Annotated in this window: 15 protein-coding genes; all 15 read left to right on the top strand. The window is 54.4% G+C overall.

Going from position 1 to position 17,550, the window contains the following annotated elements:
- Positions 1–12 precede the first annotated feature (12 nt).
- The 15 genes from PAT3040_RS16765 (at position 13) to PAT3040_RS16690 (ending at position 17,540) form a co-directional block, all read left to right on the top strand.
- Complete coding sequence (locus tag PAT3040_RS16765; RefSeq protein ID WP_108993627.1) at positions 13–957, top strand: RluA family pseudouridine synthase; 945 nt, start codon at positions 13–15, stop codon at positions 955–957.
- A gap of 145 nt (positions 958–1,102) precedes the next feature.
- Positions 1,103–2,713, top strand: coding sequence for a LysM peptidoglycan-binding domain-containing protein (locus PAT3040_RS36395; protein ID WP_146200442.1), 1,611 nt, complete (start codon positions 1,103–1,105; stop codon positions 2,711–2,713).
- An 868-nt stretch (positions 2,714–3,581) separates the two neighbouring features.
- Positions 3,582–6,215 carry a valine--tRNA ligase gene (locus PAT3040_RS16750; protein ID WP_373863952.1) on the top strand — a complete coding sequence of 878 codons (2,634 nt, stop codon included), beginning with the start codon at positions 3,582–3,584 and terminating at the stop codon, positions 6,213–6,215.
- A 34-nt stretch (positions 6,216–6,249) separates the two neighbouring features.
- Positions 6,250–7,629, top strand: coding sequence for a bifunctional folylpolyglutamate synthase/dihydrofolate synthase (locus tag PAT3040_RS16745; RefSeq protein WP_108993625.1), 1,380 nt, complete (start codon positions 6,250–6,252; stop codon positions 7,627–7,629).
- Positions 7,630–7,636: 7 nt separating this feature from the next.
- Entirely contained in the window at positions 7,637–9,034 is a 1,398-nt protein-coding gene (murC, locus tag PAT3040_RS16740; RefSeq protein WP_087566524.1) for a UDP-N-acetylmuramate--L-alanine ligase, read from the top strand.
- Positions 9,035–9,179: 145 nt separating this feature from the next.
- Positions 9,180–10,619: a hypothetical protein gene (locus PAT3040_RS16735; RefSeq protein ID WP_108993624.1), complete on the top strand. Its 1,440-nt coding sequence runs from the start codon at positions 9,180–9,182 to the stop codon at positions 10,617–10,619.
- 61 nt (positions 10,620–10,680) lie between these two features.
- Positions 10,681–10,923, top strand: a complete 243-nt coding sequence (locus tag PAT3040_RS16730) for a DUF4321 domain-containing protein (protein WP_087566522.1) — start codon at positions 10,681–10,683, stop codon at positions 10,921–10,923.
- Positions 10,924–10,966: 43 nt separating this feature from the next.
- Complete coding sequence (locus PAT3040_RS16725; RefSeq protein ID WP_108993623.1) at positions 10,967–11,599, top strand: Maf family protein; 633 nt, start codon at positions 10,967–10,969, stop codon at positions 11,597–11,599.
- Between the two features lie 26 nt (positions 11,600–11,625).
- Positions 11,626–12,315: a RadC family protein gene (gene radC / locus PAT3040_RS16720; protein WP_087566520.1), complete on the top strand. Its 690-nt coding sequence runs from the start codon at positions 11,626–11,628 to the stop codon at positions 12,313–12,315.
- A 66-nt stretch (positions 12,316–12,381) separates the two neighbouring features.
- Positions 12,382–13,413, top strand: coding sequence for a rod shape-determining protein (locus PAT3040_RS16715; RefSeq protein ID WP_087566519.1), 1,032 nt, complete (start codon positions 12,382–12,384; stop codon positions 13,411–13,413).
- 58 nt (positions 13,414–13,471) lie between these two features.
- Positions 13,472–14,335, top strand: a complete 864-nt coding sequence (gene mreC, locus PAT3040_RS16710; RefSeq protein WP_181376665.1) for a rod shape-determining protein MreC — start codon at positions 13,472–13,474, stop codon at positions 14,333–14,335.
- Positions 14,332–14,856, top strand: a complete 525-nt coding sequence (gene mreD / locus PAT3040_RS16705; RefSeq protein ID WP_087566518.1) for a rod shape-determining protein MreD — start codon at positions 14,332–14,334, stop codon at positions 14,854–14,856. The genes mreC and mreD overlap by 4 nt, the downstream gene beginning before the upstream one ends.
- 88 nt (positions 14,857–14,944) lie before the next feature.
- Positions 14,945–15,589 (top strand): septum site-determining protein MinC, encoded by a 645-nt coding sequence (locus PAT3040_RS16700; RefSeq protein WP_087566903.1) that lies wholly within the window; start codon positions 14,945–14,947, stop codon positions 15,587–15,589.
- Between the two features lie 3 nt (positions 15,590–15,592).
- Complete coding sequence (gene minD, locus PAT3040_RS16695; RefSeq protein WP_108993621.1) at positions 15,593–16,384, top strand: septum site-determining protein MinD; 792 nt, start codon at positions 15,593–15,595, stop codon at positions 16,382–16,384.
- A 7-nt stretch (positions 16,385–16,391) separates the two neighbouring features.
- Positions 16,392–17,540, top strand: a complete 1,149-nt coding sequence (locus PAT3040_RS16690) for an FtsW/RodA/SpoVE family cell cycle protein (protein ID WP_087566516.1) — start codon at positions 16,392–16,394, stop codon at positions 17,538–17,540.
- The last annotated feature ends 10 nt before the right edge of the window (positions 17,541–17,550 follow it).

The raw sequence follows: 17,550 nt of genomic DNA, 5'->3' as shown, positions 1-17,550 counted from the left end.
TTGGCACGGAGGATGGATATCGCGTATGTACGTAGAGGGGAATGGCTTGAGCTGGATGCCGGAACGCTCGCCTTATCCGCCGGAGCCGGGCCGATCGAAGCCGGCAGTCACTCGCATGAGGTGCGAAAGTGGCTGCTGGCTTGTTCCGTATTCCCGGACAAATGGATCAATCGCCTCTACTCCGTCGGGGGCATCAAAATGACGGAAGGAGGGCGGATCGCCTTGCTGGCATTCCCAAAGGCGGATGAACGGCAATCGCTCCTCTATGTCGCGGCTGCCAAAGAACCGGATCTGATCGTGCCTCCGGTTTTGTACGAAGACGACTTCTGTCTTGTGCTGGACAAGCCGGCGGGGATGTCCGTGCACGGGTCGCATCCGGGGCAAGCCGGAACGCTTGACGTAGCAGCCGCTAAGCATATGCTCGCGCAAGGCGACAATCTCCCTGTCCGCCATATTCACCGGCTTGACGACGACACATCCGGTCCCGTGCTGTATTCCAAAAACGATCTCGCTCAGCATCGTCTCGACGAGGCGATGCGGGAGAAGGAGATCGACCGGATCTATATCGCGGTCGTCCACGGACGTCTGCGCAAGCCAGCCGGCATCATTGATGCGCCTATCGGCAAGGATCGCCATCATAAGTCCAGGCGGATCGTTACGCCTGGCGGGGATGAGGCGGTTACGCGTTATGAACGGCTGAGCGTTTCGGACGCCATCTCTATTGCCAGGGTGGAGCTCGAGACGGGCAGGACGCATCAGATCCGCGTCCATATGAGCCATCTTGGACATCCGCTTATCGGCGACTCGCTGTATGGGGGAAGGGAGGCGAGAGGTTTCTCTCTCGGGCATCAGGCTCTTCATGGAGAGAAGCTGCTGTTCCCCCACCCCCTTACCGGTGCGCGGATTGAGGCGGATTCGCCTTGGCCGGCGTGGCTCGCGAGGCTGTTAAACAGGTAACAGGTTTATCCAGACCAAGATTCCTGTCTTCCAATCTTCTTGGCTATTAAAAAAGACAGTCATGCTCCCGCTTGCAAGGCCATATAGATAAGTAGTGTATGTGCCATTAGACCAAGCATTCAGTATGAGAAGGGAGGACTTTGGCGTGTCGAATCAGAGCAACGGTTTACGATTTGACGTGTATGAGCGCGTGCATCTGCCGGATGACGTCGCGGCGATAGACGAGTTGGAGGAGATAGAGCTGGTTCCCCGCATCCAGGTCATTGATCAGGGGGACCAAGCCGTCCTGAAGGGGCAATTACTGCTAAGCGGAGTCTATCGGGGACAAAACGCGATCGCGGGACCGCTGACGCTGGAGCATTGGATCCCGGTGGAAATCTCGCTGCCGATGAACCGCGTGTCGCGGCTTGACGACATCTCGATCGAGATCGACAACTTCGACGTGGATTTGATATCCGCGCGTACGCTTAACGTGACTGGCGTATTATCGCTCAGAGGCATCTTGGTTGATCCGATCGAAGAACAGTCCGCGCAGCCTTGGGAGGAAGAACCCTTTACGGCGTCGCATGAACGCGAGGCAGGCTTCCAGCAAGAAGGAGACGACAACGGCATACAAACCGTTCAGACGTATGGTGTCGGGTCGTACGGCAACGTCGATGAGACGGCGGACGGAGAAGCGTCGCAGATCTGGTTCCAGCAGCAACAGCAGCTTCGCGAGCAGCAAGAGGCGCAGCTCTGGGCTCAGCAACAGCAGCAACAACAGCAACAGCAGCTTCGCGAGCAGCAAGAGGCGCAGCTCTGGGCTCAGCAACAGCAGCAACAGGATCAGGAACAGCTTCGCGAGCAGCAAGAAGCGCAGTTCTGGGCTCAGCAACAGCAGCAAGAGACAGCTCAGCAAAACTTTCAAGACCGTCAGCAGCAGGAGTGGAATCAGAACGACATTACGCCGCCGTCATTTCAGGCTGAGCAGAACGAGCAAGGCTACATAGCGGGCGAGCAGGCGAAAGCATGGACGGAGGACGGGCAGCGGGAGATTACGATCGCGTCCCAGCAAGGGGGAAGCGACAGCTGGCTGCAATGGAGCGCTCTTGCGGGATCCGGTCAGAACAACGTAGAAAACCAGCAAACGGCCCAGTCCCAAGAAGAGCTTGCTTCTGTAGCGCAGCCTTGGACAACCGATGCGGCGAACGCCTCATACGTTCAACAAGAAGTCGTCCGTCCCGAAGACGAGAATGTTTTTCCTTCGGAAGATGAGGCGGCAACTGACATGTATGCCGCCGAATCCGAAGAAGATACCGGCATACGGCAGGAGCTTGAAGAGTCTTCGGAGGATGTTGGCGAAGCTCAACAAGAGCAGGATGCGCGCAGACAGCAAGAAGTTCAGATCGCTTTCGCCAGCAAATCGCCATCGGGCAGCGGAGAAGAACGACCCGATGTGGGTTTCCGCGCAATTCTGCAATCGAGTCAGCGCGAGCAAGCGGCGCGCGAGGCGGCGGAACAATACAATCAAGAGCAGCAGGCACAGCAAGAAGGCTCGCGGACGGTTGCTGTCGAGGAAGAGATTGAATGGAAAAAGCTATTCCTCAGCAAGGCCGAGGGCAACGAGTTCCGCAAGATCAGGATGTGTATCGTCCAGAAGGAAGAGACGCTGGAGCAGATCGCGATGCGCTACAGCATGAATCCGCGGGAGATTCTGAATCATAACGGCTTGCATGAATCGGCGATCGAGGAAGGGCAACTGCTCTATATCCCTTAGTACGTCCGCCGTCCCAAGCCCAGGCAAAGCCTTCAGGCTCGCTCATGAAGCGGGATTTGGGGGCTTTTGTCGTGTGTACGAAAAATCATACACAATCGCCCTGAGATGGCGGTATCGAGGCGCACGTGTATGAAAAAACATACACAATTGCCCTGAGATGGCGGTATCGAAGCGCACGTGTATGAAAAATCATACACAATCGCCCTGAGATGGCGGTAACGAGGCGCACGTGAATGAAAAATCATACGCTATCGCCGCTGCATGCCGGTATCGAGGCGTGCGAGCTCGTTTATTCTACTCGTGTACTTGACACCCTGGTTGACTCCGTCCGTTAACAAATGTATGATAGAGCATATGTATGTATAAGTGCGAGTTCAAAAAGCTGGATTTTTTTGAACAACCTTTATAAGAGAGACCTTGAAGGGGAGTAGTACGCAGTAGGCCTTCAGAGAGCAGAACCGTTACGCTGTGAGGTTCTGCAGGATTGGACTGCATACGGGTCGCCCCTGAGTCGCCGCGCTCAACGCGGAAGGTGGCAAGACAATTGTCACGGTTCCCGCCCAAGCCTGGCCGGCCGCAGCCGTTATCTGCTCCAAGTGCCGCGCGTGCAAGCGCTGCGGAACAAAGGTGGTACCACGGAAGCTAACCTTTCGTCCTTTACGGGACGAAAGGTTTTTTTGATTTTCAAGAGATACAGGAAAGTATAGTTTTTCTTCCTACTTGACCTCTATTTCTCGAAATGAAACGCGCTGCGCCGCCAAGGGAATGGCGACAGCCGATTCACCTTGGATTTATGTATTATTTATGTATTATATCTTGTTGCATGAATTTGCGCAGAAGAATGAATGGAGATGACACGATGTCTGACATGGAGAACAAATCGGCAATGCCCACGACGTACGACCCCAAATCTGCGGAGCAGAAGTGGTATTCGTATTGGGTGGAGGGCAATTATTTTCAAGCGGGGAAGAGGCCGGAGGCAGAGCCGTACACGATTGTCATCCCGCCGCCAAACGTTACGGGCATGCTGCATATCGGGCATGCGCTCGATTTCACGCTGCAGGATATATTGATTCGCACAAAGCGGATGCAGGGCTATGACGCCTTGTGGCTGCCGGGTACGGACCATGCAGGGATCGCCACGCAAACGAAGGTGGAGCAGAAGCTCCGCGAGCAGGGCTTGACGCGCCACGATCTGGGCCGCGAAGCGTTTCTGGAGAAGGTCTGGGAGTGGAAGGGACAATACGCGGACACGATCCGCGCGCAATGGGCGAAGATGGGGCTGTCGCTTGACTACTCCAGGGAGCGGTTCACGTTGGACGAAGGACTGTCCAAAGCTGTACGCGAGGTGTTCGTCCGCCTCTACGAGAAAGGCCTGATCTATCGCGGCAAAAAGATCATTAACTGGGATCCTGCAGCCCGCACGGCCTTATCCGACATCGAGGTCGAATACAAGGAATTGAACGGCCATCTCTACCATCTGAGATATCCGCTAAAGGACGGCTCCGGCTTTATCACGGTCGCGACGACGCGTCCGGAGACTATGCTCGGCGATACCGCGGTAGCGGTTAATCCGTCGGATGAACGTTACAGCCATCTGATCGGCGCCACGATCGTATTGCCGGTGCTTGGCAGGGAAATTCCGATCATCGCCGACGAATATGTGGAGAAGGAATTCGGCTCCGGAGCCGTAAAGATCACGCCTGCGCATGACCCTAACGACTTCGAGGTCGGCGAGCGTCACGGTCTGCCTCAGATTATCGTCATGGATGAATCCGGCGTCATGAATGCGGAGGCGGGTCCTTATCAAGGGCTTGATCGCTTCGAATGCCGCAAGCAGCTCGTGAAGGATCTGCAGGAGCAAGGCGTCTGCATCGAGATCGAGGACCACGTGCACCAGGTTGGCCATAGCGAACGCAGCGGCGCTGTGGTCGAGCCTTACTTGTCGACGCAATGGTTTGTGGCGATGAAGCCGCTCGCGGAAGCAGCCATCGCAGCGCAGAAGTCGGGCAAAGGCGTTCAATTCGTGCCGGAACGCTTCGAGAAGACGTACTTGAACTGGATCGAGAACGTACGCGACTGGTGTATTTCCCGTCAGCTATGGTGGGGGCACCGCATTCCGGCATGGTACGATGACGCGACGGGCGAAATTCACGTGTCCCGCGAAGATATGGAAGGCGATCACCTGCGTCAGGACAACGACGTGCTGGATACGTGGTTCAGCTCGGCGCTGTGGCCGTTCTCAACGCTGGGGTGGCCGGATCAGACCGGCGATCTGCAACGTTTCTATCCGACGAGCGTGCTTGTAACGGGTTACGATATTATTTATTTCTGGGTGGCTCGCATGATCTTTACCGCCCTGGAATTCACGGACGAGATGCCGTTTAAGGACGTGCTTATGCATGGTCTCGTGCGCGACAAGGATGGCCAGAAGATGTCCAAGTCGCTCGGCAACGGCGTCGATCCGCTTGAGGTCATCGAGCAATACGGAGCCGATGCGATGCGCTTTATGATCTCTACCGGCAGCACGCCTGGACAGGATCTGCGATTCCGCTTCGAGAAGGTGGAGCAGGCCCGCAATTTCGCAAACAAGATCTGGAACGCGTCGCGCTTCGCCCTGATGAATCTGGAAGGATTTACGGCCGCCGACATCGACATCAACGTCAAGCTGGGTACCGCAGATCGTTGGATTTTGCATCGACTTAACGAGACGGCGCGCGACGTAACGCGTTTGATCGACAGCTACGAGTTTGGCGAGACCGGCCGCGTGCTGTACAACTTTATCTGGGATGACCTCTGCGACTGGTACATCGAATTCTCCAAGCTGAGCTTGAACGGCGAAGACCAGGCTGCGCGCCGGGCGACGCAATCCGTTCTTGCGTTTGTGCTGGACCGGACGCAGCGGCTCATTCATCCGTTCATGCCGTTTATCAGCGAAGAAATATGGCAGCATCTTCCTCATGAAGGCGAGACGATTACGCTTGCGGCCTGGCCGGTATACGATGCCGCGCTTGAGGCGCCGGATGCGGTCAAAGAGATGGAGCTGCTCATGGAGATGATTCGTTCCGTCCGCAATATCCGCGCGGAAGTTAACGTGCCGATGAGCAAGAAGGTCGAGCTTTTGATCAAGCCTGCCGGCGAGGCGGAAGAAGGCATTCTTCGCCGCAACGAAGAATTCGTACGGCGGTTCTGCGGAACGTCACTGCTTGAGATAGGCCGCGCGCTGGCCGCGCCGGACAAAGCGATGACTGCCATCGTAACGGGCGCGGAGCTGTATTTGCCGCTTGCCGGCCTCATCGATATCGCGCAAGAGATCTCGCGCCTCGAGAAGGAACTTAAGACGTTGATCTCCGAGGTAGAACGCGTGGAGAAGAAGCTGGGCAACGAAGGTTTCGTCGCGAAAGCTCCGGCGAAGGTGATTGAAGAAGAACGGGCTAAGATGAACGATTATGCGGAGAAACGCGATAAGGTGCTTGCACGAATCTCGGAACTGCGCGGTTAACGGACGCGATCAAGGCAAGGAAGAAGGGATATGCATGACTTCAGAAGGAATCAAGGGGACAGCGGCGCTGTCCTCCTATCAGGAAGCGGTAGACTGGATTACGGGACTTATCCCGTTCGGTATCCGTCCCGGCCTGGAGCGAATTGAGCTGTTAATGGAACGGCTGGGCAACCCGCATCGCAGGCTCAAGTTCATCCATGTCGCGGGCACGAACGGCAAGGGCTCCACCTGCGCCTATCTGACCAGCGCGCTTATGAAAGGCGGATACGATGTCGGGACGTTTACGTCGCCGTACATTACGAAGTTCACGAACCGCTTTCAATATAACGGATCCGATATCGAAGAGGAGACGCTGCTCTCGCTCGCGAACGAACTTCGGCCGCATGTATCGGCCATCGCGGAGACGGAGCTGGGCTCGCCGACGATGTTCGAAGTGTCAACGGCGCTGGCTATTCTGTTCTACGCGAAAGTAACTTTCCCGGACTATGTCGTATGGGAGACTGGTCTCGGCGGCAGGCTTGATGTCACGAACATCGTGTATCCGGTTCTATCGATCATTACGAACATCGGCCATGACCATATGGACCGGCTTGGCGGTACGTTGACGGCCGTAGCCCGGGAGAAGGCCGGCATTATTAAGCCGGGTGTGCCCGTAGTCAGCGCAGCGACACAGCCGGAGGTCGTCGAGGTGCTCAGACGCACGGCAGCGGAGCGCAAGTCTACTTTTTATTGTATTGGGGATCAATTTGGCGAAGTGCCGTTAGAAGTCTGCGAGGACGAGCAGTCCTTCCGGTTCGAAGGATTGTTCCGAACAATCGAGCCGCTTGCGATTAAGCTCAACGGCGCGCATCAACGTACCAACGCCGCAACAGCCGTCATGGGTTTGGAAGTGCTGCGTCAATACAGCGCTCTCGTGCTGGATGACGATATGCTGCGCGAAGGGCTGCGGGAAGCAGCGTGGCCGGGCAGACTGGAGATGGTAGCCCGGGAGCCGCGTATCCTGCTGGATGGGGCGCATAATCCTGAAGGGGCGGAGATGCTCGCAGGAGCGTTGAAATCCACGTACAAATTCAATAAGCTGCATCTTATGATGGGGATGCTGGAGAATAAGAATCATCGGGATACAATTAAGCATATACTACCAATAGTGGATACGCTTATATTGACGGAACCGGATTACCGTATGCGAATGGACGCGGCGGAACTGGCCGCAATTGTCCAGGAGCTGTGCGAAGACATGCCCGAGCTCCCTCCGTTTCAGATCATCGTCGAGAAGAATTGGCAGCAAGCATTAAACAAATTACAGCAGATAACCGGGAACGAGGATCTCGGGGTCGTGACGGGGACGCTTTATTTGATAGCGGACGTACGCTCCCGCGTGATTGGCGGATCGGCTGCTGAAAAAGGGTGGTGAACCGTCTTTGAACAGTGCAGAACACGTTCATTTCATCGGAATCGGCGGTTACGGGATGAGCGCGATCGCCAGGGTCATGCTCGAGATGGGTTATAAAGTATCCGGCTCCGACGTTGCTCGCCAAGAGTTAACGGAGAAGCTGGCCGCCAAGGGGGCGGACATCTTTATCGGCCATCAGCCTGAGCATGTAAACGGTGCTGATCTCGTCGTCTATTCTACCGCGTTGACAAGCGATAATGTAGAGCGCAAGGCCGCCGAGGCGTTAAACATTCCCGTTCTACACCGCTCTCAGATGTTAGCCAGGCTGATGAATGCCGGCAAAGGTGTTGCCGTAGCGGGAGCGCATGGCAAAACGACGACATCCTCGATGATCGCGCTCGTTATGGAAACCTGCGGGATCGACCCCACTTATATCATCGGAGGCGAGATTGTCAACGTTGGCACGAATGCCAAAGCAGGCAAGGGGGAATACGTCGTAGCGGAAGCGGACGAAAGCGACGGCTCCTTCCTGCATTATCATCCCTCCATTGCGATCGTGACGAACATTGAGCCCGACCATCTGGAAAATTACGATGGCGACTTTGAGAAGCTCAAGTCGGCATACGTCCAATTTTTAAGTCAGGTAAGCGAAGGCGGCAAAGCGATAGTCTGCTCAGACGATCCCATCGTCCGGGAGTTGCTGCCAAGAGCTTGCGGGGGAGAGTTCGAATTGCCGGGGTCAGCCGTCATTACTTACGGCATAGAGGGGGATTCGGCCTATAAAGCGGAGAATATCGAGCTCGGCGATCGCAAGGTTTCCTTTGATATGAGCCTGCAAGGCGAAAGCCTTGGCAATGTCGAGCTGTCCGTGCCCGGCATTCACAACGTGTACAATGCCATGGCTACCATCATAACGTGCCTGGAAGCGGGGCTGTCGTTCGAAGCGGTTAAGGAAGCCATCAAGTCGTTCCGCGGTGCGAAGCGCAGATTTCAGGTGCTTGGCGAAGTAAACGACATTCTTGTGATCGACGATTATGCGCATCACCCTACGGAGATTCAGGCGACGATCAGCGCGGCGAAAGCGACGGGCAAGCGGATTATTGCCGTGTTCCAGCCGCAGCGCTATTCGCGAACGTTTTTCTTGTTCGAACAATTTAGCAAAGCGTTCCCCGAGGCGGATCAGGTTATCATTACGGATATCTATTCGCCGGCAGGAGAGAAGCAGATCGAAGGCGTCAGCTCCGGCAAGCTCGTAGAGCTAATTCGGAGCAATAGCAATGCCAGCGCCGAATATATCCCGACAAAGGAAGAAGTGCTGGAGACGCTCAAGGCCCGCATAGCGCCGGGAGACCTGGTCATTACGATGGGTGCCGGCGATATCTGGAAAGTAGCAGACGCGCTTGCGCGAGCATTAAACGAAAAGTAGAACTTAGTCCAATAAAGAACCGTTTCCGGAGAGCGTTTAACTGCGCCGGGACGGTTCTTTTTGCCGTCTGCCCCGAAGTCTCTCGTCATAACTCTCTTAAAGCGTTCATAGACTACTAATAGACCAGGTAGAGGGAGAGATCGACATGAAACCGAACAACCGAATTACGTACCGCTTTGACGTTCAGGGAGCGCAGACCGCGAAGGACAAGCCGGAGCGCGAAAAAGTTGTCGGGGGTGAGCCCATATCTGCGGAGTTAGACAAACATTCCGGACAAGCGCTGCATGGGAAAAATAATGTTGTACCCTTATATCAACGGAATGCTGCGAATGGTATAGGCGAGGTTCAGCCATGGAATAACGCCTATCAGGAGGATATTGGCGCGCTGGAGCAGCTCATCCGCGAGGCAGACGCAGAAGCAGAAGCAGAAGGTGCTCAACCGCCGGTTGAACCTTCAACTCCGAATGCAGAAGACCTCAGCCGTTGGCCTGCCATTGTACAGCAACCGTCGTTTTCGGAAGCAAAAAGTTCCGAGAAGCAATGGCCGGTCATTAATCCCGATGCCGAATGGATTTCGCGGGGAGGCGATAGCGGCTACCAACCATCGGTCGAGCCTTTTGGCAATCGCCCATCCCCGGTGATCATTGCCGGCGATACGCGTCGTACGGGCGGCAAAGGCCCATCCTGGCTACATGTCTTCCTGTCTGTAAGCGGGGCGCTGGCAACCGGCGCCATATTCGGGTATTTGATACTGACTTTGTTTACGGGAGGTCTTGCTCAGCCCGACCGGGATACACAAGGCGACACCGGAATTCCGGTCGTGCAGCCGGGGACGAAGGAGACCATCGGTCTTGACGACCTGACCGGAGTACCCGTGGGAAGCAAAGAGGGCGAGGGTGGTAAGGATGGCAAAAATGGCGAGGTTGTCGATCCAGGAGCAGCAAATGCGGCAACCGTTAACGTTGCCGGTATCCAAAGGACGTATACCTTGCTGCAATACGGCGTATTCAGCAATACGGAAGGAAGGGACGCTGCGCTGGGTCAGCTGAAGGACGTCGGATTGGCAGGTTCGTCGATGAAGACCCCAGAGGGCTACCGCGTCTATGCAGGCATCGCGCTTGACGGCACGAAGGCCGCCATCGTTATAGGAGGTTTGCCGGACATCCTGTTGTACAAAAAGGAAGTGGCTGTGCAAGGTCCGGAAAAGCTGACATTCGCCGGAGGAGCGGAAAAAGCGGAAGCTTTTTTTGCCGCCACCAACGACTTGATCGGGACTTGGTCTGACCTTGTCGTTGCGCAGTTAGAGCAGCCTTCTCTGTCTAAACTGGGCAAGGCGGCGTCAGAAGGCTGGCAGGCCCAGCTGGCGCAATGGACTGCGAATGCCGCGGAGATGGAGTCTGGGCTGCCGGAGGATGTCCGCTCATCTTATTTCGTTAAGCTGAAGAAGGCAATGGATACGGCTGCTGGATCGATGAAAGCATACGACGAAAATCCTTCCAAAGCTCAGTTATGGTCCGTGCAAACGGCACTAATGGAAGCGGTCCTGGTGCAAAAAGAATGGTTTGAGTCTCCAAGCGCATTGTAAACGGAAAGTATAGTGCGTATAATGGTTATAGGTGTCATTTCGTGGCGAGGGGATTTATACGATGAAGAAAAACGGATGGATACTATTTTTGTTTATTGTGCTCGGGATGATTGCAGGGGCGCTGGTCGCAAGATGGCTGGATTCCGTGCCGGGCGTATCCTTCCTGACGAGACCGATTCAGACGACTTGGTCGCCAAACGTCGATCTTTATGTCCTAAGCTTCAACTTGTCGCTCTCGCTTCAGATTAGTCTGCTGAGCATCGCGGGTGCCGCCGTCGCCATCTGGTTATATCGCAAAATGTAAGCTGCGAAGCCGGGATTATGGCACGCATAAGGAGTATGAACCTATGATCGAAAACCAACTCAACCAAGCAACGATAAGCCGGATTGTGCTGGCTTCATCGTCTCCGCGCCGGAAGGAACTGGTCGCATCTTTGGCCCTTTCCTTGCCGGTTTCTATTTTGTCTACGGACACTGACGAGACTTACGAAAAGGATTGGACGCCGGCGGAAGTCGTGGAGCGATTGAGCCTTCGCAAAGGCATCGCTGCGGAAGCCATGCTGGCGAAGCAAGAAATGCCTCTCGAGGGCACGCTGATATTGGCAGCGGACACGATCGTTGTGTTGGATGGGGCAGTGCTGGGCAAGCCTGCAAACAGCGATGAGGCGGCTGCCATGTTAACCTCCCTGCAGGGCCGCTCGCACGATGTGTATAGCGGCATTGCGCTTTTGGAGGCAGGATCGGACAAGCGGATCGTGGCGAGTCGGCGAACCCGAGTGGCGATGAAACCTCTCTCCGAGGAAAGGATCCGTCGTTATGTCGCTTCCGGCGAACCGATGGACAAGGCCGGGGCATATGGCATTCAAGGTCTTGGAGCGGCTCTGGTAGAAGGGATTGAGGGATGCTACTTCAATGTTGTTGGCCTGCCGATCTCGCTGCTGACGGACAAGCTTGAGCTATTCGGAGTTCGAACGTATTAATTCGGAAACTAGAGGATGGGATATTTATGGAAATACATGGAAATGTATTGCGTGATGTCCCCCATGAAGAACGTCCAAGAGAGCGCATGATGCGATATGGGGCAGAGGCGCTCAGCCATGCTGAGCTGCTTGCAATCTTGTTAAGAACGGGTACGAAGAAACAGTCTGCGGTACATCTGGCAGGCTCCATTCTTAAGCAATGCGGCAGCTTGCGAGGGCTGCTCGACATGAGCGTGGAGGAGATGACGGCCATTAACGGCATCGGCCCTGCGAAGGCGCTTCAGCTGCGTGCCGGCATAGAGCTCGGCAGGCGGATGATTCGAACACGGCATGAAGACATCATTACGATTCGGAAGCCCAAGGACGCGGCGGATCAGGTTATGGAGGAACTTCGATATTTGGACAAGGAGCACTTCGTTTGTCTTTTCCTGAATACGAAGAACGGCATTATTGCCCGGGAAACTTTGTCCGTCGGAACGCTTAATGCCTCGCTGGTCCATCCCCGTGAAGTGTTCCGGGCCGCAATCAAGAGGAACAGCGCATCGGTCATCTGCGCCCATAATCATCCCAGCGGCGATCCTGCGCCCAGTCCCGAGGATATCTCGCTGACCAAGCGGCTTGCGGAAGCAGGGCAGCTTGTCGGTATAGAAGTACTGGATCATATCGTCGTTGGCGATGGCCGCTTCGTAAGTTTGAAGGAGCTTGGTCATCTGTAATATAATAATAAATACGTGGAAACACATCTGCGGCATCGCGTTGTAATGGAGAAGGGAGCAGTAACAATGTTTGGTAGATTGAACAAGGATTTAGGAATCGATCTTGGTACGGCGAATACGCTTGTATTCGTTAAGGGAAAAGGAATTGTCGTGAGGGAGCCTTCCGTGGTGGCCTTGCGTACCGATACAAAAACGATCGAAGCAGTCGGCGAGGCAGCCAAAAAGATGATCGGCAGAACGCCCGGCAATATTCGCGCCGTACGTCCTATGAAGGATGGAGTAATCGCCGACTTCGAGACGACGGCAACGATGATCAAATATTTTATCCGCTCCGCTCAGAAGCAGCGGTCTCTCTTTCCGCGTCATCCCAACGTTATGGTATGCGTGCCTTCCGGCATTACGGCTGTCGAGCAGCGCGCCGTCGAGGACGCAGCGAAGCAAGCCGGCGCCAGAGAGGCTTTTACGATCGAAGAGCCGTTTGCGGCCGCGATCGGCGCCGACCTCCCGGTATGGGAGCCGACGGGCTCCATGGTCGTTGATATTGGGGGCGGAACGACGGAGGTGGCCGTCATCTCTCTTGGCGGCATCGTGACGAGCCGTTCGATCCGGGTAGCCGGCGACGATATGGACGAGGCGATCATCCAATATATCAAGAGACTCTATAATCTGATGATCGGCGAGCGAACGTCGGAGCAGCTGAAGATGGAGATCGGTTCCGCCTTGCAGCTGGACAAGCCGGAGACATTGGAAATTCGCGGCCGAGACCTTGTGTCGGGACTGCCGAAGACGCTGGCGATTACATCGGACGAAATTACGGATGCGCTTATGGATACGGTCAATTCCATAGTGGAAGCCGTCAAGGTTACGCTGGAGAAGTGTCCTCCGGAGCTGTCTGCCGACATTATGGATCGCGGTATCGTATTGACAGGCGGCGGGGCGCTGCTTCGTAATATGGACAAGCTTCTGCAGCGCGAGACGGGCATGCCGGTCATCGTGGCGGACAATCCGCTTGACTGCGTAGCGATCGGAACGGGCCGTTCGTTGGATAACATCCATTTGTTCAAGAGCAGAGGCACTTCGAATCGTTCGAAGCGCTAGGCGCTCGAGATAGAATGTACGGATATGAGACAGGCAGGTGATCGGGCTGTTTAATTTCATGAGAAATAAGCGTGTTTTTATGCTTATGATCGGATTTATTTTGTTTATCGCGATCATCGGCTTCTCGCTCAGCGATCGCAAAGAGCTCACGTGGCCGGAGAAGTTCCTTAAGGACACCTCCGGTTTCGTGCAGCAGTGGTTCTACAAGCCCGCTGGTTATATAGCGGGTTTCTTTGAGGATATCCGCGATTTCCGGATGATCTACGAAGAGAACGAGCGGCTTAAGAGTACCGTTGCCGCATACGCGCGGGACAAGGTGGAATACAACTTTATTAAAAAGGACAATGAGCGCTACAAGGAGTTGCTTGGCTTCAGCGAGCAACAGAAACAGATGTATGATTACAACTATCTGATTGCCCAAGTCATCTCCATCAGCAATGACGCGAACAACCGGACGATGACGATTAATTTGGGGTCGAAACATGGCATCGAAAAAAATATGGCTGTGACGACCGTCGACGGTTTGGTCGGGCTGGTGAGTTCCGTGACGCCTTTTACGGCGGCGATCACCCCGATCACGGAGCTTAACGAAACGTCGCCGACTTTCAATTCCATCTCCGCGACGATCGAAGGCCGCGAGAACGAATCCTTCGGCATTCTGAGCAGCTTCAACAAAGAGACGAACCGGATTTTGATGACGCGAATCGGCGAGAACGACAAGATGGAGATTGGCGATACCGTTATCACTTCCGGCCTTGGCGGCGTTTATCCAAGAGGGCTCCGAATCGGCACGGTAGAGACCAAGCAGGTCGGCGACTTTGGATTGACCTACACGGCAAGCGTCAAGCTTGCGACCAACTTCGACCATCTGGCCGAGGTGTTCGTCGTTCAGGCTGCGAGCTCTGAGGAGAACGCTCCATGAGCATGAACCGAATCGTTGCGATTATGCTGTTGCTATTCTTTATCGAGGGCTCGCTCATGCCATGGATTATCCCGGAGGGATACGGGAGCCGGATTATACCGCACTTTATATTCGTATTCGTCTTATTTTCGGCATTGTACGGCAATCGCCATATGGCACTGTTGCTGGGAGCGGGTTTCGGCCTGCTGCAGGACGTCGTCTATTTCGGCCAGTTGCTCGGACTTAACTTTTTTGCGATGGGGATTATTGGCTATTTTACGGGCGTGCTGCTGGAGAGAAAGCGGGCGACGGTCATGATGGCGATTACGGTCATCGGCTTCGCATGTATTTTATACGACACGGCCCTCTTTTTTATTTACCAGGTATTCCGGATTACGAGCGCATCCTATGCGTGGGCGCTGCTCAATCATATATTGCCGAGCTTGTTCCTCCAGCTGGCCTTCGCGCTGGTTTGTTATGTGCCGGTCAGACGTATGTTCGAGTCGCGCAAGGAAACGGGAGAAAATGGAGAAGAAGAATAAAGCGGGACGGAAGCAGCAGGAATTCGGGACCAGCATCCAGAATTGAATAGGTTGGGGAGGGACAAATGTGACCGAAAAGCAGCATATTATGATTAAAGGCGTTAAGGAAGGTCTTCTGTTCCTTCTCGACGATCAATGCGTGTTCGATGCGCTGGTTGCCGAACTCAGGCACAAGCTGGAGAAAACGCACCAGCAGTTGCTGACGGGACCGCTCGTTCATATACATGTCAAGCTGGGCTCCAGAATCATAACGGACGAACAAAGGGAGCAGCTTGCAAGCATCATCGGCGCACAGGGTAACTTGATGATTCAGTCGATGGAATCCGATCCTCCGGCGAAGCCGGAGAGCGGCGGGGGAGCGGCGAACATGCACGTTTTGTCATCCATCGTTCGCTCCGGGCAGACGCTGCAGCACGAAGGCGACCTGCTTTTAATCGGGGATGTCAATCCGGGGGGCTCCATCCTGTGCACCGGCGATATCTATGTATTGGGAGCGCTTAGGGGGATGGCGCATGCGGGCTTCGCGGGACGCACCGATGCCATCATCGCGACTTCGCTCATGCGGCCGACGCAGCTGCGAATTGCCGATGTCGTCAGCAGGCCGCCGGAGGAATGGCTGACTTTCGATTCCGCGATGGAATTCGCGTATCTTAATGAAGGTCAGATGCAGATTGACAAGTTGTCGCAGCTATTCCGCATCAGGCAGAATCCTATCCTATTTAGAGGGGTGTAGAGTATGGGAGAAGCGATCGTAATTACATCAGGCAAAGGCGGCGTCGGCAAGACGACGACCTCTGCGAACATCGGAACAGCTCTTGCGTTGCTTGGCAAAAAAGTGTGTATGGTGGACACGGATATCGGTCTGCGCAATCTGGATGTCGTTATGGGGCTTGAAAATCGCATTATATATGATCTGGTCGATGTGGCGGAAGGACGCTGCCGCCTGAACCAGGCGTTAGTCAAGGACAAACGTTTCGACGAGCTGTACATGCTGCCGGCCGCACAGACGAAAGATAAAGACTCCGTTAAGCCGGAGCAGATTCGAGACATCGTGCTGGAGCTCAAGCAGGGTCATGATTATATCATTATCGATTGCCCGGCCGGTATCGAACACGGCTTCCGCAACGCTATTGCCGGCGCGGACCGCGCAATTGTCGTCACAACGCCGGAGAATGCGGCCGTGCGGGATGCCGATCGTGTCATCGGATTGCTGGAAGGAAACAAAATTCCGTCCAAGCTGCTGATTAACCGGATTCGGCCTTCTATGGTAAAGAGCGGAGAAATGCTGGATATCGACGAAATCTGCCAGGTTCTTGCCATAGATCTGCTGGGTATTGTTCCTGATGACGAAAAGGTCATTACGGCGGCCAACAATGGGGAGCCGACGGTTATGAACCCTGCTTCCCGTGCTGCCATCGCGTACCGCAATATTAGCCGCCGAATATTGGGCGATATGGTGCCGTTAATGGTGCTCGACGAGAAGGCAGGCGCGTTCAAGCGGTTCCGCAAGTTTCTGGGAATAGGATGATTGACCTGTGCTTAATAAAATAAAGAAACTGGATTGGGGCATAATCCTTATTCTCGGATGTCTCGCGGCGATCAGCGTTATCGCCATACATAGCGCGACTGCGAATCATCCGGGATATGCCAATTACGAAATCAAACAGCTGGCGTTTTACGGTCTTGGATTTGTCGTGGCTATTGCCGCGGTGTTGTTCGATTACCGGATCATCCTGAAGTTGTGGCATGTGTTGTATGGCATCGGCGTTGTATTGCTGATATTGGTTTATTTCATTGGAGTGGAAATAAACGGTGCAAAGGGATGGTTTAAGCTTCCGGGAGATTTTTTGTTTCAGCCGGCAGAAATGGTCAAGATCATACTGATCATAGGCATTGCATATTTGTTAGGTCGACGTCAAGGAGATCGATTGCATTTTTCAAGCGATATTTTGATGATTGGCGCATTCTCATTCCTGCCCTTTTTGTTGGTCATGATTCAGCCCGACCTCGGAAATGCGATTATTTATATCGTCATCGTGATCGGGATGCTTTGGATCGGCAATGTCAAGTATTCGCATGTAGCGATCGGACTGGCTGTCGTAGTAGCAGGCATCATCTTGTTTATGTTCCTCTTTAATGCCTTTAACGAAGAAATCAAAACCTATCTCGTCGACAATTCCAAAGGGCACTGGTATGAACGAATAAATACGTTCATCAATCCCGAGTTGGCTTCTTCCGATAATAAACATCAGTCCATGTATGCTCAGATGGCGATCGGGTCAGGCGGATTAAACGGGGAAGGATTTCTGGAAGGCAATCTCAAGAACGGCGGGTATATCCCTTATGCCTATTCGGATTCCATCTTCGTCGTCATCGGCGAGGAATTCGGATTCCAGGGCGCCGCGATTCTGCTGCTGCTTTATTTCCTGCTCATCTATCGAATGATTATGGTCGCCTTCAAGTGTTACGACAGGCGGGCCTCGTACATGGTCATCGGAATCGTCTCCATGTTCGTCTTTCAGGTGTTCCAGAACATCGGCATGATGATAGGGCTCATGCCCATTACAGGCATTACGCTGCCGTTCGTCAGTTATGGTGGCACTTCGCTGCTGCTCAACATGATCTCGATTGGTCTTGTGTTCAGCATCAAAGCCCATCAAGAGGTCTATGAGCTCGCCGAGTAACGGGAGCTGG

The sequence above is a fragment of the Paenibacillus agaridevorans genome, from assembly GCF_003112455.1.
GTDB classification, from domain to species: domain Bacteria; phylum Bacillota; class Bacilli; order Paenibacillales; family Paenibacillaceae; genus Pristimantibacillus; species Pristimantibacillus agaridevorans.
This window is presented reverse-complemented; position numbering and strand designations above follow the sequence as displayed.